Source organism: Xanthomarina maritima (genome assembly GCF_008084905.1).
In the GTDB taxonomy this organism is placed as follows: Bacteria; Bacteroidota; Bacteroidia; order Flavobacteriales; family Flavobacteriaceae; genus Xanthomarina; species Xanthomarina maritima.
Window position 1 is genome coordinate 17,217 of sequence record NZ_VSFC01000030.1, and the last position, 25,401, is coordinate 42,617.

Annotated in this window: 22 protein-coding genes; 20 read left to right on the forward strand and 2 right to left on the reverse strand. The window is 32.7% G+C overall.

Annotated elements, in window-relative coordinates:
- Positions 1 to 4 precede the first annotated feature (4 nt).
- From FVF61_RS05810 to FVF61_RS05825, 4 genes are read left to right on the forward strand one after another with little or no spacing between them, the layout of a single operon-like run.
- Entirely contained in the window at positions 5 to 991 is a 987-nt protein-coding gene (locus FVF61_RS05810; protein ID WP_148454306.1) for a glycosyltransferase family 2 protein, read from the forward strand.
- Positions 988 to 1,797 carry a glycosyltransferase family 2 protein gene (locus FVF61_RS05815; protein ID WP_148454308.1) on the forward strand — a complete coding sequence of 270 codons (810 nt, stop codon included), beginning with the start codon at positions 988 to 990 and terminating at the stop codon, positions 1,795 to 1,797. The genes FVF61_RS05810 and FVF61_RS05815 overlap by 4 nt, the downstream gene beginning before the upstream one ends.
- Positions 1,798 to 1,827: 30 nt before the next feature.
- Positions 1,828 to 2,715: a glycosyltransferase family 2 protein gene (locus tag FVF61_RS05820; protein WP_148454310.1), complete on the forward strand. Its 888-nt coding sequence runs from the start codon at positions 1,828 to 1,830 to the stop codon at positions 2,713 to 2,715.
- Positions 2,705 to 3,625 carry a glycosyltransferase family 2 protein gene (locus FVF61_RS05825; RefSeq protein ID WP_148454312.1) on the forward strand — a complete coding sequence of 307 codons (921 nt, stop codon included), beginning with the start codon at positions 2,705 to 2,707 and terminating at the stop codon, positions 3,623 to 3,625. The genes FVF61_RS05820 and FVF61_RS05825 overlap by 11 nt, the downstream gene beginning before the upstream one ends.
- Before the next feature lie 40 nt (positions 3,626 to 3,665).
- On the opposite strand, the gene FVF61_RS05830 is transcribed toward FVF61_RS05825, so the two are convergent.
- Positions 3,666 to 4,631 carry a hypothetical protein gene (locus FVF61_RS05830; protein WP_148454314.1) on the reverse strand — a complete coding sequence of 322 codons (966 nt, stop codon included), beginning with the start codon at positions 4,629 to 4,631 and terminating at the stop codon, positions 3,666 to 3,668.
- A gap of 514 nt (positions 4,632 to 5,145) precedes the next feature.
- Between FVF61_RS05830 and FVF61_RS05835 the strand changes: the two genes are divergently transcribed.
- The 15 genes from FVF61_RS05835 (at position 5,146) to FVF61_RS05905 (ending at position 23,069) form a co-directional block, all read left to right on the forward strand.
- Positions 5,146 to 6,339, forward strand: coding sequence for a glycosyltransferase family 4 protein (locus FVF61_RS05835; protein ID WP_148454316.1), 1,194 nt, complete (start codon positions 5,146 to 5,148; stop codon positions 6,337 to 6,339).
- Between the two features lie 104 nt (positions 6,340 to 6,443).
- Positions 6,444 to 7,814, forward strand: a complete 1,371-nt coding sequence (locus FVF61_RS05840; RefSeq protein WP_148454318.1) for an asparagine synthase-related protein — start codon at positions 6,444 to 6,446, stop codon at positions 7,812 to 7,814.
- A 19-nt stretch (positions 7,815 to 7,833) separates the two neighbouring features.
- Entirely contained in the window at positions 7,834 to 9,663 is a 1,830-nt protein-coding gene (asnB, locus tag FVF61_RS05845; protein ID WP_148454320.1) for an asparagine synthase (glutamine-hydrolyzing), read from the forward strand.
- Positions 9,660 to 10,793: a glycosyltransferase gene (locus tag FVF61_RS05850; protein ID WP_158635184.1), complete on the forward strand. Its 1,134-nt coding sequence runs from the start codon at positions 9,660 to 9,662 to the stop codon at positions 10,791 to 10,793. Before asnB ends, FVF61_RS05850 begins: the two co-directional genes overlap by 4 nt.
- Positions 10,794 to 10,834: 41 nt before the next feature.
- Complete coding sequence (locus FVF61_RS05855) at positions 10,835 to 11,971, forward strand: acyltransferase family protein (RefSeq protein ID WP_158635185.1); 1,137 nt, start codon at positions 10,835 to 10,837, stop codon at positions 11,969 to 11,971.
- Between the two features lie 74 nt (positions 11,972 to 12,045).
- On the forward strand, positions 12,046 to 13,482 hold the full coding sequence (locus FVF61_RS05860; RefSeq protein WP_148454326.1) for an MBOAT family O-acyltransferase: 1,437 nt from the start codon (positions 12,046 to 12,048) through the stop codon (positions 13,480 to 13,482).
- 2 nt (positions 13,483 to 13,484) lie between these two features.
- Positions 13,485 to 14,411, forward strand: coding sequence for a hypothetical protein (locus tag FVF61_RS05865; RefSeq protein WP_148454327.1), 927 nt, complete (start codon positions 13,485 to 13,487; stop codon positions 14,409 to 14,411).
- A 74-nt stretch (positions 14,412 to 14,485) separates the two neighbouring features.
- Complete coding sequence (locus FVF61_RS05870; RefSeq protein WP_148454329.1) at positions 14,486 to 15,661, forward strand: glycosyltransferase family 4 protein; 1,176 nt, start codon at positions 14,486 to 14,488, stop codon at positions 15,659 to 15,661.
- Between the two features lie 37 nt (positions 15,662 to 15,698).
- Positions 15,699 to 16,490: an FkbM family methyltransferase gene (locus FVF61_RS05875; protein WP_158635186.1), complete on the forward strand. Its 792-nt coding sequence runs from the start codon at positions 15,699 to 15,701 to the stop codon at positions 16,488 to 16,490.
- A 3-nt stretch (positions 16,491 to 16,493) separates the two neighbouring features.
- A complete protein-coding gene (locus tag FVF61_RS05880; RefSeq protein ID WP_148454333.1) occupies positions 16,494 to 17,825 on the forward strand; it encodes a glycosyltransferase family 2 protein in 1,332 nt (443 codons plus the stop codon).
- A gap of 159 nt (positions 17,826 to 17,984) precedes the next feature.
- Positions 17,985 to 18,416 carry a four helix bundle protein gene (locus FVF61_RS05885; RefSeq protein WP_233586710.1) on the forward strand — a complete coding sequence of 144 codons (432 nt, stop codon included), beginning with the start codon at positions 17,985 to 17,987 and terminating at the stop codon, positions 18,414 to 18,416.
- A gap of 79 nt (positions 18,417 to 18,495) precedes the next feature.
- Positions 18,496 to 19,593 (forward strand): glycosyltransferase family 4 protein, encoded by a 1,098-nt coding sequence (locus FVF61_RS05890; protein WP_148454335.1) that lies wholly within the window; start codon positions 18,496 to 18,498, stop codon positions 19,591 to 19,593.
- Positions 19,594 to 19,596: 3 nt separating this feature from the next.
- Positions 19,597 to 20,736: a glycosyltransferase gene (locus FVF61_RS05895; RefSeq protein ID WP_148454337.1), complete on the forward strand. Its 1,140-nt coding sequence runs from the start codon at positions 19,597 to 19,599 to the stop codon at positions 20,734 to 20,736.
- Between the two features lie 7 nt (positions 20,737 to 20,743).
- Entirely contained in the window at positions 20,744 to 22,099 is a 1,356-nt protein-coding gene (locus FVF61_RS05900) for an O-antigen ligase family protein (protein WP_148454339.1), read from the forward strand.
- Complete coding sequence (locus tag FVF61_RS05905) at positions 22,059 to 23,069, forward strand: glycosyltransferase family 4 protein (RefSeq protein ID WP_199757277.1); 1,011 nt, start codon at positions 22,059 to 22,061, stop codon at positions 23,067 to 23,069. The genes FVF61_RS05900 and FVF61_RS05905 overlap by 41 nt, the downstream gene beginning before the upstream one ends.
- Positions 23,070 to 23,408: 339 nt before the next feature.
- On the opposite strand, the gene FVF61_RS14395 is transcribed toward FVF61_RS05905, so the two are convergent.
- Positions 23,409 to 23,531 carry a hypothetical protein gene (locus FVF61_RS14395; RefSeq protein ID WP_262712004.1) on the reverse strand — a complete coding sequence of 41 codons (123 nt, stop codon included), beginning with the start codon at positions 23,529 to 23,531 and terminating at the stop codon, positions 23,409 to 23,411.
- 1,039 nt (positions 23,532 to 24,570) lie between these two features.
- Between FVF61_RS14395 and FVF61_RS05910 the strand changes: the two genes are divergently transcribed.
- Positions 24,571 to 25,320, forward strand: a complete 750-nt coding sequence (locus tag FVF61_RS05910; protein WP_148454341.1) for a hypothetical protein — start codon at positions 24,571 to 24,573, stop codon at positions 25,318 to 25,320.
- Positions 25,321 to 25,401 lie beyond the last annotated feature (81 nt).

A 25,401-nucleotide genomic window follows, 5' to 3' on the forward strand; every position in this document is an offset into this window, starting at 1 on the left:
AAATATGAACTCTTTAGTTTCCATCATAATCCCATCGTATAATAGAGTGGATCTCATTAGAGAAACGCTAGATAGTATCAAGCAACAAACATATACCAACTGGGAGTGTCTTGTGGTGGATGATGGTTCTACAGATAACACCGAGGAGTTAATACAATCATACATAAAAGAGGATAAGCGTTTTAAATTTTTTAAACGACCTGTGTCAAAACCAAAAGGTGCTAATGCCTGTAGGAATTTCGGCTTTGAAAATAGTAATGGGACGTATGTGTTATTTATAGATTCGGATGATGTTATTACAGCTTGCTGTTTGAAAAATAGAATGGACTTGTTTCAAACCAATAAAGATTTAGATTTTGTAATTGCAAGTACGGCATTGTTATATAAAGGAGATTTTAGTTTGAAGGTTTTAAATAGGGATCCATTATTCCCATCTACTAAAGCTTATTATTTAAGTTTTCTAAAATATGAATTACCATGGACATCAACATTAAGCGTGTTGTGGCAGAGAGAGGTCGTTAACTCAAACCCTTTTGATGAACAATTATTGCGTTTCCAGGATATAGATTTTCATCTATCTGTATTGAAAAATGAATATGTGTTTGAACGCTTATCTGTTATTGATAATTATTATAGAGTAGTCCCTAATAAAATACACAACAAGTCACATATTTTATCTGTACTGGATAATTTATTACTTTTTTTCGATAAGCATATTTCAGAAATTCTATCAAAAAAAGAAAATAAACAGGCATTTAGAAACTTTATTTATTATTTTTTAGAGAATTATATATTTCCAAATTATCATTCTTTTAGAAGAGAAATAAAAAACCTTTTAAGTCGTATTTATAAATCTGGTTTATATTCACAGAAGCAATTGTTCTTAATAAAAGCACAAGAATTTTTAGTTAAAACAAAGTTTCATAAAATGAAATATATAGGCATGTATCGATTAAATAAAGTTATTAAAAAAACACTTAAAAATTCATGAACACCAACTTAGTTTCAGTTATAGTTCCTTGTTATAACCAAGCAGAATACCTGGATGAAGCTTTAACATCTGTATTAGAGCAAACTTACACCCATTGGGAATGTATTATTATAAATGATGGGAGTGTGGATAATACTAAGGATTTAGCAGCGAAATGGGTTGAAAACGATAATCGATTTATTTATATAGAACAGCAAAATAAAGGATTAAGTGAAGCTAGAAACTCAGGTATTCGTGTTACAAAAGGATTTTATATATTACCTTTAGATGCAGATGATAAAGTGGCCCCTAATTATATAGCATTAGGAGTGCAAGAGTTTTTAGATGATAAGTCTTTAAAAGTTGTGTATTGTCAAGCCGAGTTTTTTGGAGCCAAAACTGGGTTGTGGAATTTGCCAGAATACACTTTTAATTCCCTTTTACAGTCAAATAAAATATTTTGCACAGCACTTTTTAAAAGAGACGATTGGGAAAAAATAGGAGGATATGATTCAAATATGAAATATGGCCTCGAAGATTGGGAGTTTTGGATCAATCTTTTAAAACGTGGTGGAAATGTAAAAAAACTTGAAATGGTTGGGTTTTATTATCGTGTTAAAGAGGGATCTATGATTAAAAGTATGACACCAGAACAAGTTTCGTATTCTAATAATTATGTTTTGCAAAAGCATAGTGATGTTTATATTAAAACTTATAACAAGCTTTTAGAAGCCAATAAAAATCTAGAAGCTTTATTAAGAAGTAGAAAACATGCTCTAAATTTATTAATAAAAAGAGTGTTTGGTTTTCATGTATTTAAACAATAAATTGCTAAAATTGATGACTTCACTTTTTAAATGAAAAGCAACTCTTTAACATATCCTTTAGTTTCTATATGTATTCCAACTTATAATGGTGAAGTATATTTAGTTGAAGCATTAGAATCGGCAATCAATCAAACGTATCCTCATTTAGAAATTATTGTTTCAGACGATGCTTCAAAAGATGGTAGTTTAAGAATTGTAGATTCTTATAAAACGAAGACTAAAATACCTATTCACGTATATCATCATGAGCCACAGGGGATTGGAGCTAATTGGAATAACTGTGTGCATAAGGCACATGGCGAGTATATTAAATTTTTGTTTCAAGACGATGTTTTAGATGCTCATTGTATTTCTAAAATGATGGCTTTGGCTTTGGCAAATCCGCAACTGGGGATGGTTTACAGTAAACGTGATTTTATTTATAGCCAATTAACTCCAAAACTTAAAGAGTTTATTGCTTATTACAGTAATTTACATCTGTACTGGGAAGATCTAAAAGTAGTATCGGGAATTCTTTCCGGGAAAGCCTATTTAAAAGACAAACAGTTTTTAAATTCTCCTAAAAATAAAATTGGAGAGCCTACTAATGTTTTACTTAAAAAAACTTGTTTTGATACCGTTGGTTATTTTAATGAAGAATTACAACAGGCTTTAGATAGTGATTATTGGTATCGCGTAATGACTTGTTTCGATATAGGTTTTATTGATGAAACTTTGGCCAGTTTTAGATTGCATGACAAGCAAGCCAGTGCCGTTAATAAGCAAAGAGAGATTCCAGATAAAGACTTGGTTTATAAGTTGTATTATAAGGAGTTGTTCTGGCAGTTGCATCCTAAAAATCAATGGAAGTTATTAAAATTACACCACCCCTTAGTTAAGAGGTTGGTAACATTAAAACAATCTTTTCATGCCAAATAAACACCCTTTGTTAAGCGTTATTTTGCCAGTTTACAATGGAGAAGAAACCATAAAAGCGACTTTAGAAAGCTTACTTAATCAAACCTATCCTTATTTTGAGTTGTTGATAGGGATTGATGGAACCAAAGATAACTCTAAATCCATTGCAGAATCTTTTCAAGACTCTAGGATAAAGATTATTGAAAATCAAACAAACTTGGGTTTAGCAGATAATGTGAATAAGCTCATATCTTTAACTTCAGCGAAGAGTGATTTGATAGCCATGGCTGAACAGGATGATATCTATGTTCCTGAGCGCTTAGAATGGCAGATTACCATCATGCAAGAACGTCCCGAAGTAGGTTTGGTCTCTGGAATTACTGAGTTTATAGGTACGAATGTTAAAATTATGTTTCCTGGTATTTTAGTAAAGGATAAGACGTTTCCTCAAGGAAAAGACTTGTTTAAGTATTTATATGTGAATCAAAATAAGGTTGTAAATACCTGTATGTTTTTTAGAAAATCGGTTCATCAAAGCAAGGGATTGACTTTTAAAAATACCTATGGTAATTTCAATTCTGATTGGGATTATGTTTTAAGGTTTTCTTTGGTGTCGCAGATTTATGGCATCCCAAAAGTGTTAGTAAAAATGAACCGTAAAAAAGATAGGCAATCTGTAACTGTAGATAAAACAGCTCAGTATGAGGCTTCACGGAAATTGTTAAAAGATTTTAGAAAAGAATTCCCTGAAATTATTTCCAGTAAAACTTATAGTGATGCATTAAAGACACATCGAAAAATTGAGTTAGGGCATCATTCTAAATATAGAATAGTATTACTTGCTTTATATTACAGCTTCATTTATAACGATCTCTATTTTTTAAAATATATGATTAATAGAATCCCTAAATATTCTAAATCCAATGTTTAAGAAGCTTTAAAGAATAATTAACCACTATTTTTTGATGCTGTTATATCTCACAAAACTCATAAATACCCACAACACCTTGAAGTTTAATCTCTTTTTTTAAGAATTTGCCTTCTAAATTATAAAACCTAATCAAGCTATAAGGTTCCTTCATAGTCCATCCATGTCTCAAAGTATGGCCTACAACTATTTCGTTTTCATTTATTTGATACCCTCCTCTTGTTAAAAAAAAATTATTTAGCTCTTTGCTCATCTCTAAAGAAACAATTTTACGTTTTAAAGTAACAGGATTAACAACAAAAAGTGAATTACTAAAATATTGCGTAAAAGCTAATTCGTTATTTATTTCAAAGGAGTCATGAAGTCCTTCACATTTAAAGTGCTTAATACGCTGTTTTTTTTCATTTAAAACAACGAGGCCACCATCTCTTTTTCTATTAATACCTAATTTTTTTTTAATGTAATTGTATTTAGAAGTACTAGAGCCCAGATAAGAAATAAACGTTTTTTTAGAAGATAAATGCACACTATTGATATGAAGACGGTGAAAAAGAGACTCTTTTTTAGTCATTATATTATAGTTAGTTTCACTATTATAATTTTTATGTAATTCTTTTTCAGTTTTTTTGTTTAGGCTCCATCCAAACCAAAATGGGGCTACCATTTTAGATTCTAAATCGACTTCAAAAATAGCATCTAAATTTGTATTTGCTAAAAGAAGTTTATTATTTGAAATGCACAAACCATGAACATCAGAAAATTGGTGATGACTTATTACTTCTTCAACATTTAAATTTGGCAATGAAAACCGAATTAATCTATCCCAGGTTGCTGTCCAAAAGCCATTATTGATTCTTTTAATACCAGTAAAGCCCAATTTATTATTTGGAATAATCTCAGTAAACAATTCTTTGTATTGTTTTTTATCAGTGATTTTACCAGAATCCAAATCTACCACTACAAATGTTGGATAATCAAAATGGCCTCTAACAGTAACTATACACTTCATCTTTAAATAGGGTTTACATCAAAATCAATATAAGTAGAGTTTATCTAATAAGTACAGCAACTCGTTCTACAATTTTAAGAGGGTTAATATAATTAAATTTTCCTACAGGTCTTTAATTTTTAGCTATAATGAACATGTTGTTCTGTAAGTTGTTAATATAACTATAGTTGTGTTTCGATTAAAATAGGATGTGTTACATTGCCATACTACAGTTATATTTTGATTTAATAAATATGTTTATGTCATTAAAAAAAATCTCAATTAATATATATATGAAATAAAAATTATCAAGAAAAAGGGAAGTTTCAGTTCTATTTTAGCATAAGAAGTCAATTGAGAATGAAACTAAAAAATAATTTTATCAGTATCCTTTTATTAAGACAAAGAAATTATAAATTTGAAAGAAGTAAAAAATAAAGTATCAATGTTTTTTTTTTGAAAATAAAAATGCACTTCCTTGTAGGTATGGCATATCAGTACTTGTCAAAAAAGGGGTAATTAAAAATAGTTTTAAATGAAAAAACTTAAAATTGCTATATTTTCTGGAGCTATACCCAGTTCAACTTTTATAGAGGGGCTTATAGAGGGGGTTGCTAAGCATCATCAGGTGTATTTATTTGGGGTTGCAGAAACCCCAAAAACGTATACCTCTAAAAATATAACTCTTTATAAAACACCTTATTCTCACTTTTTAAACTTACTGTTTACTATTTGGCGGGTTTTACAATTGTTATTAAAGCGGCCAAATGATGTAATTGCGTTGTTTCAGGAAGTAAAAAATTATTCTCGATTTTATGACCAATGGGTCTGGTTCTCAAAGTTTCTACCCATAGTATTATATAGACCAGATATCATGCATATTCAGTGGGCGCGAGATATTGAATTTTATATGTTCTTAAAAACAAGATTTAAAATACCAATGATCATTAGTTTAAGAGGAGCTCATATAAACTACACGCCTATCGTTGAACCTAGAATGGCGAATATTTATAAAGCATGTTTTCCATTAGTAGATGAGTTTCACGCTGTTTCTGAAGCTATTGCTATAGAAGCTCAAAAATATAATGCAGAAGCATCAAAAATAAAAGTGATTCATTCACCACTTCCTAAAAAAACGCTTGATCAATTCAAGTTTAAAAGGAAGAATAATCAACCATTAAAAATCCTGTCTGTGGGTCGCTTTCATTGGAAAAAAGGATATAAGTATGCTATTGATGCCTGCAATCTATTAAAAAAGCAAGAATTTGATTTTAATTATACAATTGTTAGTTCTAATACTATGTCTGAAGAGATTTTATTTCAGACTCATCAACTAGAACTAAATAAAAAAATAACGTTTTTAAAAGGAATGACCCAATTAGAATTGTTTCAATTCATGAATGATTTTGATGTTTTAATCTTGCCAAGTTTGGAAGAGGGGATTGCGAATGTTGTTCTTGAAGCCATGGCTCTTGGATTGCCAGTTATTTCTACAGATTGTGGAGGTATGGCTGAGGTTGTAATTCCAAAAGAAACAGGCTGGTTGGTTCCAATAAGAAACGCTCAATTATTAGCTGATACTATATTAGAGTTTTCACAAACGCCTGAAAATGAAATAAACGATATGACCCAACGAGCTCATGATTTTGTAAAGTACCATTTTGATTCAGACCAAAGTATTCAACAGTTCTTGCAGTTATATGAGGAGCTTATGAATAGAAATAATTGATTAAGAGGTATTATGTTCTTTAAGAGTTTATTATGTAAGGATAATTCCTTTCTTTACATTTTTCATTTTTTAGATAATACCTATATTAGCTCTCAAGACCATTTATGCAATTAAAAACGCCAATTATCCCAGTCAAACAAACCTTTGCTAAGGTTCATGCAGAGCATGAACTGCATTTGGAAGCTATTTGTGTATTTGCTGCCATTGGCTTTTTTTTAGATCAGGATACCTATTGGAAAGATGAAGTGGTTTTAAAGCCCGCAAGTATTAATATCATTGATGAAAAGAATAAGTTGTTGGAAACAAAGCCCTGGTTTGAGTGGCATTATACTCCCAGAGACATTACATTTAAGCAGACTTTAGATGAATTTTCAGAATTATTCGAAACCATAATTAAAGAACAAACAGCTGGTAAAAAAGTGATACTTCCTTTATCTGGAGGACTAGATAGTCGCACTCAAGCTGTAGCTTTAAAACGTATAGAAGCAGAAGTGTTTTCCTATAGCTATCAATTTGAAAATGGGTATGAGGAAACTAAAATAGCAAAGCAAATAGCAGAGACTTGTAGTTTTGATTTTAAACCATTTACCATTTCGAACGGTTACTTGTGGGAAACATTAGATACACTATCCGAGTTAAATGAATGTTATTCAGACTTCACCTCTCCTAGACAAATGGGCATTTATGATGCTTTTGATACGATGGGTAACCATTTTAGTTTGGGGCATTGGGGAGATGTCTTATTTGATTCTATGAAATTACCACAACTTTCTAAAGAGGAAGAACTGGAAGTAATCCAACAGAAACTGATTAAAAAAGGAGGAATGACCTTAGCTACAAAGCTCTGGGAAACCTGGGGCTTGGAAGGAGAATTTAAAAGTTATTTTAAAGCAAGAATTGAAAATTTATTAAATGACATTAAGATTGATGATACCAATGCCAAACTACGTGCTTTTAAAAGCTTGTATTGGGCACCCCGATGGACCTCCATTAATTTATCTATCTTTAGTGCGAAGCACCCTGTCAGTTTGCCTTATTATGACAATCGGATGTGTGAGTTTATATGTGCCATTCCAGAAAATTATCTTGAAGGCAGACAATTGCAGATTGCTTATATAAAAAAAAGAGCTCCAAAACTGGCTAAAATAACTTGGCAAGAGCAGATTCCCTTTAATTTAACAAATTACAAATGGAATAAAACGCCTTATAATATGCCTTATAAAATAGGAAATAAATTGAAGCGAATTGCTAATCAAACTAAAGGTAAAAAACATGTGCTACGCAATTGGGAATTACAATTTTTAGGAGAAAATAATCAAATACAATTAGATAATACCTTTGAAAAATTGAATACTGATAATTTTTTACCAAAGAGTTTTATAGAGGATGTATTGCAAGGTTTTAAAGGTTCTCCTAGCTCAGAAACAGCTCACGCTATAAATATGCTCTTGGCCATTTTATATAAACTTAAATAAAGGATAATTAAATTTTTGTATGTGTGGATTTTTAGCTGAATATAATGTATCATCTGTTAAAGCTCTTGAAAAAAAAGCTTTTTTAAGACTTTTAGAGCTGTCCCATACTAGGGGACCAGATAGTCAAGGTTACTTATTGGCAGAATCTTATTTACAAATGGGATTTAACAGACTAGCTATATTAGATACTTCAGATGCAGGGCAACAACCCATGCAAAGCCCTAATAAAAAATATACTATAGTATTCAATGGAGAGATATATAACCATTTAGACTTAAGAAAAAAATTAGATTTCAACAGGTATAGAGGTCATAGCGATACAGAAACCATCACAGTATGCTTAGAAGCCTGGGGTATTGAGAGAACCGTTCAAGCCCTTAATGGCATGTTTGCCATGACAATCTTCAATCATGAAACTCGAGAATTAAGTCTGGTCAGAGATTTTGCAGGCATTAAGCCTTTATTTTTTGGCTGGGATTGCAAAACACTTGTAGCTGCTAGTCAGTACGACCAGGTAATTTCTCATCCTAGTTTTGTCAATAAATCTGTTAATTCACAAGTTCTAAAATTATATTTACAACAACATTTTGTACCAGCACCTTTTGGACTGCACGAAGATACGTATCAGGTGTTACCTGGAGAAATAGTCACCTTTAATAGTAAAGGAGTAAAAGAACATCTTCGTTACTGGGAATTGCCAGTAAATCAAAAACCAATTATCACTAATTCAAGTGAAGCCGAATCTCATATCGAATCCATATTAGATTCCTGTGTGCAAAATCAACTACTGTCTGATGTGCCTTTAGGTGCCTTTCTATCTGGTGGAGTCGATTCTTCTTTAATTGGAACTTCTATAAAAAAATACCACAATAAGGCTCAGGTATTTACCATAGGGTCTGATAGTAAAATACACGATGAATCCTTACGTGCCAAGCAATTTGCTGAGGCTTTAGAGTTGCAACAAACCATCTGGAATTTAAATGCCAAAGAAATGCTCACTTATTGGGATGAAGCCATGAAAGCCTTACACGAACCTATGGCAGATTTTAGTATTTTGCCATCCTATTTAGTCTCTAAATTAGCTAAAAAGAAGGTGACAGTAGCTTTAAGTGGTGATGGAGGCGATGAACTTTTTTTTGGTTACGAACGCTTTTGGAGTGTGGGTAAAAATATTACATACCAACATCAACCAGAACTGATTCGTAAAGCGATATATGGTTTTGATAAATATACAACATCCAATAAAAGAGTGAATTCGGTCCTTCTATCTAAAAGACAGGGAGAGGCACACCAAGGCTTACATTCCAGATTTAGAAAGGAGTGGTTAGAAGCTGTAGCACCAGAATTAAGTGACGTTTCATTACCGAAAGCATATCAGGTATATGGTTATAATAACACAAAAGATCCTAGAGACTTATTACAAACTATGCGTCATGCTGAGTTTTATGGAATGATGCAAAAAACACTGAGAAAAGTTGATTTAGCCAGTATGGAAAACAGTCTGGAAGTGAGAGTGCCGTTTTTAGACAAACAGATGATAGAAGTTAGTTTGCAAATCGATCCTTTATTAAGTTCCGGAAAGAACAAACGCAAGCAATTATTGAAAAATGTCTTGCATAAACGCATCCCATCCGTTCCTGAAGAAACGGTTAAAAAAGGATTCTCAATACCTTTATCAACTTGGCTCAGAGAAGACCTAAAACCACTTTTTACAGAACGCTTGCTAGATGCAGACTTATCTCCCTATGGATTTGAACGGTCTGCCATTGAAAAACTATTAAAGATGCATGATACCAAGCAACAGGATTTAAAATGGCCACTATTTACCCTTTATGCCTTATTAAAATGATAAAAGTATTATTTACAATACCTAATTTCGATACGGCTGGTAGTGGAAAGGCTTTGTTACATGTGGCTAAAAGACTAGACCCAGATCGCTTTGAAGTCCATATTGCCTGCATGCATGCAAAAGGTGCTTTTTTTAAAACAGTCGAACAATCTGGTATTCCAATTCATATTCTAAATTTTACAACCCCAATGAGGCCTTATCTAAAAGGCTTGAAAGCGTGTTATCAAATTAGCAAGAAATTGAAAGAAATTGGTCCAGACATCATACATAGTTTTCATTATGCGGCTGATTATTCCGAGCCTTTAGCAGCGAAAATGGCAGGCATTAAATGGGTTTATACAAAGAAGAACATGAATTGGGGAGGGTCTTCAAAAAACGCATGGAAATTGAGAAGTTTTTTAGCAACGGCTATAGCAGCTCAAAACACCGATATGTTAGAATTGTTCTTTAAAAATTCAAGTAAAACAGTTTTAATTCCCAGAGGGGTAGATGTGGAAGCCTTTAAGCCTCGAATAAAAAATAAAACCTTAGCAAATAAATGGCAGATAGAACCAAACCAACGCATTCTTATGTGCGTGGCAAATTTAGTCCCTGTAAAAGGCATAGAAATCTTGATTCAAGCTTTTCATAGAATCCATAGTCAATGTCCAGATTGGAAACTAATCATTGTTGGAGATCATAGCAATGCCTATGGACAAGAGATAATTGCTTTAGCAGATAAATTGGATTTAAAAGAAAAGGTGTTGTTTTGTGGGAAACAAAATAATATTCAGGACTATTTAAGTCTGGCCGAAGTAGTGGTATTACCTACTTTAAATAAAGGCAGAAAGGAAGGATCTCCAGTATCACTTTTAGAAGCCATGGCTTGTGCGAAAATAGTTTTAGGATCGAATATCTCAGGTATAAAAGATCAATTACAAGTATATCCTGACTATTTGGTTAAAGCAGGGTGTGTTAAATCATGGATCCAAGCACTATTGAATCAAATGTCAAGAACAAAAGTTGAAAATGAAAATTTGGGAATACAATTTAGAGAATATGTGTTAAAGGAGTATACGATTGAAAAAGAAGTTTTTAAAACAATGGAATTGTATTTAAAAAGTTTGGGAAAAGAGTATGAAATAATTTGATATTAAAGTTAAAAAAAGACTTATTAATGAGGATGATAAACATGATTAAAGCATTATTTAAAATTGATAGTCATTTTGAAAATAGAATTTACGGATTAGATATTTTACGTGCTTTGGCTATAATGTTTGTTGTTATAGGGCATGGTATTAAAGTATTGCCATATGGTAATTTTATAAGAGATGTTTCAATGCATTTAGATTTTGATGGAGTTTCAGTTTTTTTTGTTTTAAGTGGTTTTTTAATAGGTGGGATTCTAATTAAAATTTTAGAGAATCAAAAAGCAACTTTTAAAACGCTTTATAATTTTTGGATGCGTAGATGGTTACGTACACTTCCTAATTATTTTTTTATCTTATTTTTATTGGTTATAGTATTTCCATTTCTCTATACGGGTCATATTCAAGATAGTTTATCCGAAAAAATAAAGTATGTATTTTTCATTCAAAATTTATATTATAATCATCCTTATTTTTTTCCAGAGGCATGGAGTTTATCAATAGAAGAATGGTTTTATTTAGTTGTTCCGGTTTTAATGTTTGCATTGGTTGGAATGTTAAAAATGAAGCCCAAAAAAGCAGTATTAATAGTCTCTGTTTCAATTTTAATTTTAGTTACTTATTTCAGATATTATAAATTGATGGAGTTTCCAATAGATAGTCTAAAAGACTGGGATAGAGGGTTTAGAAAACAGGTGATTACCAGATTAGATAGTTTAATGTTTGGAGTTATAGGGGCATATATATCATTTTATTATAAAGAATATTGGGTTAAATATAAATTGATATTATTAATAATAGGGGTTGTCATTTTTTGGTTAGAAAAAAACCTTCATTTGTTTGTTAGTAACATTGGATTTGGGATTTATAAATCCGTATTTTCATTTACAATCTCATCAATAGCTACTTTAATGACTCTTCCATTTTTAAGTCAATATAAAAATGGGAAAGGGTTTGTTTTTAAATGGGTTACTATTATAAGCCTTATTTCATATTCAATGTATTTAATCAATCTAAGTCTTGTACAAAACTATATACTAACAATGTTTCCTGAGGACTTGAAAGAATTTGAATATTTAAGGTATATTGCATATTGGGTAGTTATTATTTTGGGATCAATACTTTTATATAAATTTATAGAAATACCTTTTATGAAACTAAGAGATAAATTAGCAAAATGAAAATAGAACAGATATTATTTAAACCAGGAGCATGCTCTGAATGTTATTTTATTAATAATAGATAAAAATTATATATGCTATTTAACTCTATAGATTTTGCCATTTTTTTACCTATTGTGTTTGTGCTTTACTGGCTTGTTGTGCAAAAAAGTTTAAGATTACAGAATGTTTTAATTGTTGTAGCAAGCTATGTGTTTTATGGCTGGTGGGATTATCGCTTTTTAGGGTTGATTTTGTTCAGTACCCTAATAGACTATACAATTGGCATCCTGCTTCAAAAAACAAGTATTGAGAAGCAAAGAAAAGCCCTTTTATGGACCAGTATCTGTGTTAATATTGGTTTGCTAGGGTTCTTTAAGTATTACAACTTTTTTGTTGACAATTTTGTAGAAGCATTTTCATTTTTTGGGCGAGAGATTCAACCCAATACTCTAAACATCATTTTACCCGTAGGCATCAGTTTCTACACCTTTCAAACCTTAAGTTATACCATCGATATCTATAGAAGAAAATTAAAGCCCACAAAGGACCCCATTGCCTTTGCTGCGTTTGTTAGTTTTTTTCCTCAATTGGTGGCGGGCCCTATAGAAAGAGCATCCAATTTACTGCCACAATTCTATAAAAAAAGACAGTTTAACTATTCCAATGCTGTGGATGGTTTGAGACAAATACTTTGGGGCTTGTTTAAGAAAATAGTGATTGCTGATAATTGTGCTCAATTTGCCAATGTTATTTTTGACAATTACACCGAATATTCTGCGAGTACCTTATGGGTAGGAGCTATCTTTTTTGCCTTTCAAATCTACGGTGATTTTTCTGGCTATTCAGACATTGCTATAGGAACTTCAAGACTCTTTGGTTTTAATTTAAAACAGAACTTTGCGGTTCCCTATTTCTCAAGAGATATTGCTGAGTTTTGGCGTAGATGGCACATCTCTTTATCAACCTGGTTTAGAGATTATGTCTATATTCCCTTAGGAGGTTCCAGAGGCTCTAAATGGTCACAAGTTAGGAATGTGTTTATCATTTTTATTGTGAGTGGTTTTTGGCATGGGGCTAACTGGACCTTTATGATTTGGGGTGTACTTAATGCCTGTTATTTTTTACCCTTGTTAATAATGAAAAAGAACCGAATGCATACTGATGTTGTTGCTGCAAACAGCTCTTTACCTACCTTTAAAGAAATTGCATCCATAGGGCTTACATTTGGCTTGACACTGATTGCCTGGGTGTTTTTTAGGTCTGACACCGTGGTTCAAGCATTTGATTACGTGCTTAGAATGTTTCAGTGGACGTTTTTTAGTGTGCCTGAAAGCAGACCGAGATATTTAATTATTTTATTAATGCTTTTTATAACTGTTGAATGGTTTGGAAGAAGGCAATTATTTGCCATTGAAAAGTTATGGCTATCCTATCCCAGATGGGTCAGACTTACAATCTATTATGTAATTGTCATAACCATCTTTATTTTTGGAGGGAAAGAACAGGAATTTATTTATTTTCAGTTTTAATTATGAAAAAATTCTTGCTTAAAACTATTGGTTTTATTAGTATAATTATTATAAGTTTTCTTTTAATCTTTTTTATGGCTGATGGGAGTACAGATGCTTGTTACTTAAAGTTTACTACAGGCAAACAATCGGCCTTAATAATTGGGTCTTCGCGAGCAGCTCAAGGTATGCACCCTAAAGAATTTAATGCAGTTCTAAAGCGAAATGATATTTACAATTATGCCTTTTCGTTGCACGATTCTCCTTATGGAAAAGCTTATTTTGAGAGTATTAAACGAAAAATTGATTCAAGTACTAAAAACGGGATATTTATTTTAGAAGTTAACCCATGGACAGTTGGTGTCTTGAAAGAGGCTAATGAAGAGTATAATTCTTTTAGAGAAGCAGATAATTTTATAGACAACACAATTTTTGTTACATTAAACCCAAATATTGAATATTTAATTGAGTCCTATCATAAAAGTTATATTAATATTCTAAAAGACAGAAATAAAATAGGTTTGCATGAAACTTTTTTTGTTGAAAATGATGGCTGGCTTCGTGTTACAATTGGAACAAAAGGTGTGTCGAAGGATGTTAGAATAAAGAAAAAAATTGAAAAGTATAAAAAGATGCTATTAAATTATCAAAGTAATTCAGAGTTCAGAATAAAACACTTAAAAAAAACGATTAATTTGTTAAAACAGCATGGCTCGGTTTACATGGTTAGGATGCCAGTAATAAATGAAATATTAGAAATTGAGAATGAATTACAATCAGATTTTGATGAGGTTATGTTTAAAATAGCTGTAGACTATGAACTTCAGTATCTCAATATGATGAGTAAAAATAATTCTTATGATTATACAGATGGCAATCACTTAGGTATTTCTTCAGGAATACATTTTTCTAAAAATTTAGCTAAAATAATAAAAGTATTAGAAAACTAAACTTTGAGAATGTTGAATATTTGCATTAGTATGTAATGCCTTTTGAAAACAAATTTAAAAGTATTGAGAAATAGATGACTTACAAAATAGGACTCGTATTATCAAAACCACCGGTATATTCTGAAACGTTTTTTATTAATAAAATAGAAGGGTTACAGGAAGCGGGTTATGAGGTTGTTTTATTTGTCCAAAACAATGCAAAATCATTTAATTTAAGTAAAACCATTCAAGCCCCTAAAGTTTCTAAACGTGCCTGGTTACAGTTTTTTAAGAGTCTATGGGTATTTGTAACACTTTTGCCTTACTATAAACGCCTGTTGTTGTTTATTCGCTTAGAAAAAGAAGCCAAACGTTCCCATAAGCAAACCCTGAAAAACATCTATAACAACGCCCATCTGCTGAAAGCCCATGTAGACTGGTTACATTTTGGTTTTGGTACCATGGCATTACAAAGTGAACATGTGGCTAAAGCTATTGGCGCTAAAATGGCAGTGAGCTTTAGAGGTTTTGATATAGATGTGTATCCATTAAAACATCCGGGTTGTTATGAATTGTTGTGGACTCAAGTAGATAAAGTGCATGCCATCTCGAATTATATTTTAAAAAGGACCTATGAGTATGGGCTTTCAGAACAAGTTGTAACTCAAATAATAACGCCAGCTGTTGATATTGAGTTGTTTAAATCTGAGAAAGTCGATTCAAGATTGACTGAAGCAAGTTTCAATATATTAACTATTGCTCGTTTACACTGGATTAAAGGTTTAACAGCTTCTTTAGAAGCTTTGGCATTATTAAAACAAATAGGAATTAGATTTAAATATACTATAATTGGAGAAGGTATAGAATATGAATCTTTGATGTTTGCTATCCATCAATTAGAACTACAGGATGTGGTTCAATTACTAGGAAAACAACCTCATGAAAGCATCGTTAATTACTTGTCTGATGCTGATGTATATTTGCAGTATAGCTTGTCTGAAGGCTTTTGTAATGCGGTTTTAGAAGCTCAAGCTATGGGCTTGCTTTGTGTGGTTAGCGATGCAGAAGGATTGCAAGAGAATATATTACATGCACAGACGGGTTTTGTAGTTGAGAAACAGCAACCTGCTTTATTAGCAAAAGCATTAGAAAATCTCTTACATTTACCTTCACAAGAAAAAGAGCTTATCCGTAAAGCGGCTAAAGTACGAGTGCGAGAAGTCTTTAATTTAGAGAAACAAAAAAAAGCGTTTATAGAATTTTATGAATAGCATATTAATAACATTATACAACATATTCCCACGTGGGATGAGAAATAAAATAGGTAAATCTCGATTATTAAAACCTTTAAGGAATCTGTTTTTAAAAACAGGTGGACGATATAAGGAGGGAGATGTCGCTATAGAAAGACAGTACCTAGATTATACAAGTCGTTTTAGGTTTTTTTCATCAATTAAGAATGTTGTAAAAGCTAAAAAGTCAGGCATTGAAAACACCTTGATTTTAAATTCGTTTAAAATTTTAGCAGACTATAAGTCTGAAAAAGAAGACTTAATTATTTTTGATGTTGGAGCTAATTTTGGTTTTTTAAGTTTGGTATGGGCAACAACTCTCTGTGAAAATAAAGGTAAAATTATAGCTTTTGAGCCTAATTTACATGTGTATCATACTTTTCGTAAATCTATTGAATATAACCATCTTAAGGATAAGATATCGCTCCATGATTTTGCGGTTGGTTCTGAAAATAAAACCATTAGTCTTTTTATGAATAACACCACGTCTAATGTGTTAGAGACTCAAGAAAACTTAGATAGTAGCGATGTGAAGATGATTACTCTTGACAGTTATGCAAAGGAAAACCAATTGACACATTGCGATTTAATTAAAATAGATGTAGATGGCATTGAACTTGACATATTGGAAGGCTGCCGTAATATAATCGAGACATTCGCTCCAATATTTATAGTGGAAACAAATAATGATGAGAGCATTGTTTCCTTTTTTGAAGCCTATAATTATCTTATTTTAGATATGAAATTAAAGCCATTTGATAGAAAAATGAGCTTGCCACTTAATATATTTTGTATTCCAAAAAACTAATTGATGTTATTTTCATTTTTAAGATATTTACAACCTACCAGTTATTTTTCGTTAAAGAAGTTTTCTGGAGAAAGTATCTATCCAGTATTTAAAGATTTACCTATATTTATAAAAGAACAGTTGTTACCAGATTCTAATTTTATAAGTGTTAGTGCTAGAGAATATGACTTGTCATGGCAAGCCATTCAAAAAGGGTATATTGGAACTGTAGAGACTTATAAAAGTTTTAATAAACTACCTCTTGAAGATGAATACCATTTTATTTCAAAGTACTTTAACAGAGCCTGGGTAGTCTATGTCTTGCTCATTAGAATTTTAAGTTTTAGAAATCCTTTTAAAGAATTAAGGGCTTTTTTAAATTCTAGAAAAGTATGTAGGTCTACTTATTTGAAATCACCTCTAGAGTATCAGGAATGGAACAATTTTAAGTCTCTTTTAGTCCAGGAAGTTCCTAAAGTTTCTGTAATCATTCCTACCTTAAACAGATATCTTTATTTAAAAGACGTCTTAGAAGATTTAGAAAAGCAAGATTACAAAAATTTTGAAGTCCTAGTAATGGATCAGTCAGAACCTTTTCAGCCAGATTTTTATAAGCAGTTTGACTTAGAGTTACAGGTCAGCTATCAGAAAGAAAAAGCCTTGTGGTTGGCTAGAAATACAGCTATTAAACAAGCTAAAGGGGATTGTTTATTATTTTTTGATGATGATAGTCGTGTAGATGCCCAATGGATATCAAACCATTTAAAATGTTTAGATTATTTTAAAGCAGATCTTTCTTCAGGGGTCTCAATTTCAAAAGTAGGAGCTAAAGTTCCTGCCAACTATTGTTTTTTTAGAGTCAGCGATCAGCTGGATACAGGAAATGTATTGATTAAGAAAAGAGTTTTTGAAGCCATAGGATTATTCGACAGACAATTTGAAAAACAACGCATGGGAGATGGAGAATACGGACTGAGAGCTTATGTGAATGGCTTTTTAAATATCTCTAATCCATATGCCAAACGTTTACATTTAAAAGTGGGATCGGGTGGCTTGAGAGAGATGGGCAGTTGGGATGCCTTTAGAACTAAAAAATGGTTCGCCCCTAGACCCATCCCATCAGTATTGTATTTGTATAGACGCTATTTTGGGAACCAAGCAGCCAGACGGGCTTTATGGAAAACCGTGCCATTGTCCATCATGCCCTATCAATTTAAAAGCAACAAACCCATGTTGGTACTTGGAGCGCTGTTGAGTATCTTGCTCTTGCCGGTGGTGCTGTTTCAGGTATTTAAATCCTGGCATTTGGCTAGTAAAAAAATAAAACAAGGCCCGTTAATTGAAAAATTAGAATAAAAAATTGAACCGTCATTGCGAACTGTCAGGCTGAGCTTGTCGAAGTCGCAGTGAAGCAATCTGTCATAAAAATTGTTCTCAGTTTCATGAGATTGCCGCGTCACTCCTTCGTCGTTCCTCGCAATGACGAATCATTTTTTTGATTGTGACTCATTTGCAATGACGGATAACAACCAACAACCAACAACAGACAACAGACAACAGACAACCGATAACAGACCACGAATCATGAAATCTCATAAGGACTTGGATATCTATAATTTAGCTTTTGAATATGCTCTTGAAGTACATCAAATCACTTTAAGATTACCTAAATATGAATTATTTGAGCAAGGAAGTCAATTAAGACGCTCTTCAAAAAGTATAAAAGACAATATTGTTGAAGGATATGGTAGAAGGCGTTATAAGCAAGATTTTATCAAATTTTTAGTATATGCACATGCATCTTTATTAGAAAGTTTGTCACAATTAGAAATGATTCAACAAATATACCCTGAGCTAGAAATAAACGACTTATTAGAAAAATACAACATGTTAGGAGCTAAAATATTCAAATTTATTAAGTATGTTGAAAAAGAATGGAAAAGTTAACCAACAACCAACAACCAACAACCGACAACTGACAACAGACAACAGACAACAGACAACCGACAACTGACAACCGACAACCGTGAATAAAAAAATCCTCATAGTAACCTCCGAATTTCCTCCACAACCTGGAGGCATCGGCTATCACGCGTTTCATGTGGCTGAACAGCTACAGATGCATGGCTATGGCGTAACTGTTTTAGCAGACCAACGCTCAAAATCGGGTGAGGAAGAAATGGATTTTGATAAATCACTGAAGTTCGGTGTCAAACGGGTGACTTGGAAGTCCATACGGATGTTCATGTATTTAAATCGCTTAATTTTACTTTTTAGGTTGATTAAATCGAATGAGGTGGTTTTAGCTTCAGGAAAATTTTCCTTATGGATGGTGGCTTTTGTGAGTTTATTTTATAAGAAAAAATATCTAGCAGTCATTCATGGTTCTGAGGTAAATTTTAAAAAGCAACTTCTAAAAAAGAGTGTTGAAAGCGCCTTAAAACAATTTTCTACCATCATAGCTGTGTCGCAGTACACAGAAAGTTTAATATCGCATCTAAATCTAAATACCATAGTGATTCCCAATGGCTATGATACTAAGAAATGGCGAACAGAGATTCAGGCGTATCAGAATCTTAAGGGATATCCCAAACTTATGACCCTTGGAAATGTCACTACCAGAAAAGGCCAGTTGCAAGTCATCAAACACTTACCGAAACTATTAGAGTACTATCCGGAAATTCAGTATCATTGTGTGGGATTACCAACAGAAGCAAAAGGGTTTTCTCAAGTAGCAGTTGATTTAGGAGTTGATAAACAGGTGCATTTCCACGGTAGGTTAGAGGATACCAAATTACAAGCCATGTTGATGGCTATGGATGTATTTGTGATGCTAAGTAAAGAAACAGAAACAGGCGATGTGGAAGGGTTTGGAATGGCACTCATGGAGGCAAATGCTCTGGGAATCCCAACCATAGGTTCTAAGGGTTGTGGTATTGAAGATGCCATTTTAGATGGGAAATCGGGATGTTTGGTGGCAGCTGAAAGCGTATCAGAATTTCAGGAGGCATTGTATAACATATTAGAATTACCTGAAGTCTTTAAAGCTGAGGCAAAATTGTGGGCTGAAACCCATACTTGGGAGGAAATAATCAAACAGTATATAAGACATATGGAGATATAAAGAATGAAATTAGCTATTATATCACATACAGAACACTATAAAGCGGCTGATGGAACTATTGTTGGCTGGGGGCCTACCATCACAGAAATCAATCACCTTCTGGAGATCTTTGATACCATTTATCATGTGGCCATGTTACATGAAACGGATGCGCCTCCAAGTGCTTTACCTTATGTGTCCCATAGAATCGTTTTTGTGCCTTTACCAGCCTTAGGTGGTAATAGTTTGGGGGCCAAATGCCAATTACTTTGGAAAGCGCCTAAGGTATTAAGCATCGTAAATAAAACATTAAAAAAAGTCGACTGGTTTCAGTTTCGTGCCCCTACAGGGATAGGGGTTTATGTGATTCCTTTTTTAACCCTTTGTGTCAAAACTCCTGGCTGGTTTAAGTATGCAGGAAATTGGAATCAAGAAACCCCTCCTTTAGGGTACCGATGGCAACGCTGGATGTTGAAACAGCAATCTAGGAAGGTAACTATCAATGGGAGTTGGAACCATCAGCCCAAGCACTGTATCACCTTTGAAAACCCCTGTTTAACAAATGACGAACTTGATGAAGGGTTAAAACTTGGCAAAGAAAAATCCTTAGAGGGCCTTATTAATGTCTGCTATGTGGGACGTTTAGAAAGACCCAAAGGCGTCGAGCGTATCATTCAAGCCATGGCAGCGCTTACAGAAGTAGAAAAAAAACGTATTGGGGTAGTGCACTTAGTAGGGGATGGTCCAGAAAAAGCTTATTTTGTAGAGCTTAGTAAAACAGCTGGCGTGACTTTTAAATTTCATGGCTTTTTACCAAGAGAGGAAGTCTTTGAAATTTATAAAAAAAGTCAGGTCTTTTTAATGCCCACCACGGCTTCGGAAGGCTTTCCAAAAGCCATTGCCGAAGCCATGAACTTTGGATGCATCCCAATAGTATCTGATGTATCAAGTATCAGTCAGTATATAAAAAATAATATACATGGACTAATTCTTGATGAGGTAACTAGTAACAGACTCATAGAGAGAATAAGAACGGTCTTGAATTATACTGAAGAAGAACATATAAGGACAATCCATTCCCAAAAAGAAATAGTGCGATTATTTACATTTGAATATTATAATTGGAGTATTACTTCACGAATCTTATCTTTAAAAAATAAATAAGAATTAATTGAAAAATACATTTTCTTATATCTCTTTAGTAATTATTCATATCCTTATTGGTGCAATAATATTTATATTTGAACCTTTAGGTAGAATCTATTTTATATTAGCTGGTATTTATCTAACTGCTGGAATATTTTTGGCTTCTTCTTCAGATAAAACTTATAAGGTATTATTAGCGTGTGCTTACTTTGTTGGGGCAGAAGTGTTTTTTAGAATGACTAAAACAGGGCTTTCTTATGAGGCTTCCAAGTATTTAGTAATTTTGTTTGTTGTTATAGGTATGTTTTATAAAGGGATTTCTGGAAAAGGGTACCCTTATTTTATATTTTTAATTTTATTAGTTCCTGCCATTGTTGTGGCTTCTGTTACATTGACATATAATGCAAGTTTTAGGACCAATATTGCTTTTGTCTTAAGTGGTCCTGTTTGTTTAGGTATCGCATCATTATTTTGTTTTGATAGAAAAATAAAATTCGATAAACTATTAAGCATTTTATGGTATATGTTATATCCATTAATTACAACAACAACATATTTGTTTTTGTATAATCCAAGTATTAAGGACACCTTATCAGGAACAGCGTCAAATGCTGCAACATCTGGAGGTTTTGGTCCCAATCAGGTGGCTACAACCTTAGGTTTAGGGATATTTTTAATTATTGTAAGGTTATTTTTAAAATCGCCTACAATGTTTCTAAAAATATTTAATATTATTATTCTAGGTGCTATGTCTTTTAGGGCAATTGTAACGTTTAGTCGAGGAGGCGTTTTTGCAGCAATAATTGTTGTTGCTGCTTTTTTATGGTCTTTATTTTTTAGAACCTCATTCAAACAGAAAAATCAGATTATTTGGTCTTTTTTATTGTTACTAATGGCTTTAGTGATTACATGGACCATTAGTTCTAATCAAACAAGTGGCTTAATTGATAATAGATATACAAACAAAGATTCAATGGGAAGAGTAAAAGGGGATATTTCAACTGGTAGGTTAGATTTGTTTGTAGAAGAAATTGAAGGGTTTTTAGAAAGCCCTTTTTTAGGTATTGGAGCCAGCAGAATAAAAAATATTCGAGTGGAAGAGACTGGTCTTAGATTGCCATCACATAATGAAATTGGAAGGCTTTTAGCTGAACACGGTATTCTAGGAATTATAGCAATTTTGATTTTGATATTTACACCATTAGCTTATTATGGGAAAAATAATAAAAACCTCTTTTTCTATGCCTTTTTAGCCTTTTGGTTTGCCACCATCAACCACTCAGGGATGCGCATTGCTGCACCTTCTTTTATTTATGCTCTGGCATTATTAAATGTAACGTATGAAAAACGTCCTCTATATAGGAAACAAATTAAACAGTAAAAGAAGCAATGTGTCTTCTATTAGTGTCTTAGGCCCCATGTTGGAAGATGAAGGGTTTAAGTTAAGATATGCTTCTTCATATCCAAATAAAATAAAACGGATGTTAGATATGCTTTGGACTTGTTTCAAGTATAGAAAACAAACCGATGTGGTAATTATAGATACCTACAGCACGCAAAACTTTTACTATGCCCTTTTAGTCAGTCAGTTTTGTCGCTTATTAGACCTAAAATATGTGACCAGTCTCAATGGAGGAAATTTACCCATGCGTCTAAAAAAGAATCCAATCTTATGTCGTACTATTTTTAATCATGCCTATAAACTGGTGTCGCCTTCTACCTATTTAAAAGAAGCTTTTGAGTCTTATGGCTATCAAAATGTGTATTACATACCTAACAGTCTGGAGATGGAGCAATATGTGTTTCATTCAAAAGCCTTTCAAAAAGTAGAGTTGTTATGGGTGCGCTCTTTTTCAGCTATATATAATCCGTTATTAGCAGTTAAAGTATTAAAAAAGCTAAAAGATGATGGCCTGCAAGCCAGCTTGTGTATGATGGGTCCTGATGCTGATGGCTCTTTGGAGGCCGTCAAGCAATTAGCGAATGACTTGGATGTTTCTGTAAGATTTACAGGTAAACTTCCAAAGAAAGACTGGCTGGCCTTAGCGAAAGATTATAACATGTTTATAAACACCACCAATTTCGATAACATGCCTGTCTCTGTGATAGAGGCTATGGCATTAGGCTTACCTGTGGTATCTACCAATGTAGGAGGTTTACCATATCTATTAAAACACGAAAAAGACGCCTTATTAGTACCCCCAGATAATGCAGAAGCCTTTGTAGTGGCTATTAAACAACTACTAAATAACCCTTTAGCCACTAGAACCATGGCATTTAACGCCAGGCAGAAAGTAGAACAATTTGATTGGAATCTGGTCAAACACCAGTGGATAAAATTGCTTAGTTAAAGCCCCTAAATCCCCAAAGGGGACTTTTTCTGTGGAAATTGAAATCTAAATTGAAATAGAAATTGAGCTTGAAATAGAGGTGTTTAGTTTTCTTTTTTCAGTTGTCGGTTCATGTTGTTTGAATTTAATTTTTTGGGTTTAATATAATTTTTAACTCACAACTAAAAACTAAAAACTCACAACCAATTACCGACAACTCACAACTCACAACCGACAACCGACAACCGACAACAGACAACCGACAACAGTAAACAACCCATAACTATAAGGTCGATAGGGAGGGTAACCTATTAAAACTTCAAAAAGTATCCCGCCACTCCCAGCAAATAAATCTATAAATCAAATGGAATCCATAATAGTAGTAGAAGACCTTGGAGGTTTTATCGAAAGCTTATTTTTCTTATCTAAAATGGCATTTACTTTATCTTCATGAACATTGTAATATTCACAAAAAGCTTTCATACTTATTTCCCGTTCTTTGGGTAAATCATATTTCTTTATAATACGATTGAATATGTTACAGGCAGTCTTATAGCATACACCCTTAAGTGCAACAATATCATTAACTGTTATAAACAACCTGTCCATTTTTAATTTTTTTAATCACATCATGCCAATTCGCAAAACTAACTCCAATCATCAGTGTAACCTAACTTTTAATTAAAGACCTATTAACCATGAGTTAACAATTTTTAGGTTAATAAACTTTGTATTTTGTTGAAAACGGATATTTTAAAACCGATACAAAACTATTTCTTTTATATACTTTAAAATAGGACATAAAAAAATCAGTTATACAAACATAAATCAAACAGCTAATAAACAGTGCTTTGTGGTTTTGTTTGCTTTCTATTTCTCCCTTTTACATTTGTTTAAGTGTCATTTGTATCTTGAATATGTTTCATGGACGAAACCTAAATAATTTGTTGATAGAAAGTTAAGACATGAAATATTCCATCTTCAGTTAAAAATGTAACTTTTTGTAAGTCAATTTACAAATCGTCAGTTCGAGTACTTTTTGTGAATTATAGTGAACAAAAAATGTATCGAGAACCGATTTCAACTTCCCAATTCAAAAATCATCAATCATCAATCATCAATCTCCAATCTCCAATCCCTTTCCCATACCTTTCCCATGGCTTTCCTATGGTTTTCCTATGCCTTTCCTATAAAACCATAAAGTCAATGACCCAAGTTTTTCTTAGTCACTTAGGAACAGATAGGAACATATTGGAACTATTTTGGAGTTATTCTGAACGCTTAGTGAGCAATTGGCAAGAATATGTATTGTATTGGTAATCAATGGTATTGTATGGACTTATCGAGGTTTTTATTAAAAAGCTGTCCTATGTTTGGGGTATTAGAAGAAGCAATTCATGCGTTCATTTAATAAATCAGATAGGTCGACATATTAGATTTTTAAAAACAAAGAATTGCCAACTAATAAAAAATGTTTTTTTAATCTGATGAACATATCAGTTCATCCAAAATTTTTAATATTATGGCAAAAGTAAAGTCATTATTTAATGTAGAAGGGACACTCGGAGAAGTGACATTCTACAAAGATCAAGACGGATATAAAATCCGTACCAAAAATAGTGTGTCTAAAGAACGTATTATGAGCGACCCTGCATATGCACGAACTCGTGAAAATCTTTCAGAGTTTGCAAATGCGGCTACTAGTGGTAAAATGCTACGCAGAAGTATTGTTAGTCTTATGAACGACGCAAAAGACAATCGTGTAACTTCTAGATTAACTCAAGTAATGAGTAAAGTTAAAAATGAAGATCTAACTTCTGCTCGTGGACAACGTAATGTGGCTACAGGTATTTTAACAGCTTTAGGAAAAGGGTGGTTAATAGGGTTTAACTTTAATAAAAGAGCCATATTAGACTCCGTGCTTCAGGCATCTTACACACTTAACCCTGCAACAGGTGAAGTAGTTATTGCCGATTTAATTCCTATTCAGCAGTTAGAAATCCCTGAAGGAGCGACTCACGTAGATTTCAGTTCAGGTTTTTTAAATCTGGATTTTGATTCAGGTGTTAAAGATTTGCAATTAAGTAACTTAGTAAATCTGCTTATTGATGCATCTGTTTCTCCAGTAACTCTAACACCACTAGGTGTTCCTACGGGATCTGGACAAAATTTCTACTTCTTAAAAGTAGCTTTTTATCAGGAGATTAATGGAGTTCAATACCCACTTAATAATGGGGCATTTAATGCTTTACAAATTATAGATGTAGTATAATTTGTTAATGTTAGCATCTTTAAAAGACTGTTCGCAAGGACAGTCTTTTTTTATTCTCTTTGATATAAATAAACAACAACA

Coding starts and splice junctions, on each gene's coding strand:
- FVF61_RS05840 (WP_148454318.1), top strand. CDS start 6,444: ATGCAATTAAAAACGCCAATTATCCCAGTCAAACAAACCTTTGCTAAG.
- FVF61_RS05815 (WP_148454308.1), top strand. CDS start 988: ATGAACACCAACTTAGTTTCAGTTATAGTTCCTTGTTATAACCAAGCA.
- FVF61_RS05860 (WP_148454326.1), top strand. CDS start 12,046: ATGCTATTTAACTCTATAGATTTTGCCATTTTTTTACCTATTGTGTTT.
- FVF61_RS05910 (WP_148454341.1), top strand. CDS start 24,571: ATGGCAAAAGTAAAGTCATTATTTAATGTAGAAGGGACACTCGGAGAA.
- asnB (WP_148454320.1), top strand. CDS start 7,834: ATGTGTGGATTTTTAGCTGAATATAATGTATCATCTGTTAAAGCTCTT.
- FVF61_RS05820 (WP_148454310.1), top strand. CDS start 1,828: ATGAAAAGCAACTCTTTAACATATCCTTTAGTTTCTATATGTATTCCA.
- FVF61_RS05880 (WP_148454333.1), top strand. CDS start 16,494: ATGTTATTTTCATTTTTAAGATATTTACAACCTACCAGTTATTTTTCG.
- FVF61_RS05825 (WP_148454312.1), top strand. CDS start 2,705: ATGCCAAATAAACACCCTTTGTTAAGCGTTATTTTGCCAGTTTACAAT.
- FVF61_RS05895 (WP_148454337.1), top strand. CDS start 19,597: ATGAAATTAGCTATTATATCACATACAGAACACTATAAAGCGGCTGAT.
- FVF61_RS05850 (WP_158635184.1), top strand. CDS start 9,660: ATGATAAAAGTATTATTTACAATACCTAATTTCGATACGGCTGGTAGT.
- FVF61_RS05865 (WP_148454327.1), top strand. CDS start 13,485: ATGAAAAAATTCTTGCTTAAAACTATTGGTTTTATTAGTATAATTATT.
- FVF61_RS05870 (WP_148454329.1), top strand. CDS start 14,486: ATGACTTACAAAATAGGACTCGTATTATCAAAACCACCGGTATATTCT.
- FVF61_RS05855 (WP_158635185.1), top strand. CDS start 10,835: ATGATTAAAGCATTATTTAAAATTGATAGTCATTTTGAAAATAGAATT.
- FVF61_RS05885 (WP_233586710.1), top strand. CDS start 17,985: ATGACGGATAACAACCAACAACCAACAACAGACAACAGACAACAGACA.
- FVF61_RS05810 (WP_148454306.1), top strand. CDS start 5: ATGAACTCTTTAGTTTCCATCATAATCCCATCGTATAATAGAGTGGAT.
- FVF61_RS14395 (WP_262712004.1), bottom strand. CDS start 23,531: ATGAAAGCTTTTTGTGAATATTACAATGTTCATGAAGATAAAGTAAAT.
- FVF61_RS05875 (WP_158635186.1), top strand. CDS start 15,699: ATGAGAAATAAAATAGGTAAATCTCGATTATTAAAACCTTTAAGGAAT.
- FVF61_RS05905 (WP_199757277.1), top strand. CDS start 22,059: ATGAAAAACGTCCTCTATATAGGAAACAAATTAAACAGTAAAAGAAGC.
- FVF61_RS05835 (WP_148454316.1), top strand. CDS start 5,146: ATGAAAAAACTTAAAATTGCTATATTTTCTGGAGCTATACCCAGTTCA.
- FVF61_RS05830 (WP_148454314.1), bottom strand. CDS start 4,631: ATGAAGTGTATAGTTACTGTTAGAGGCCATTTTGATTATCCAACATTT.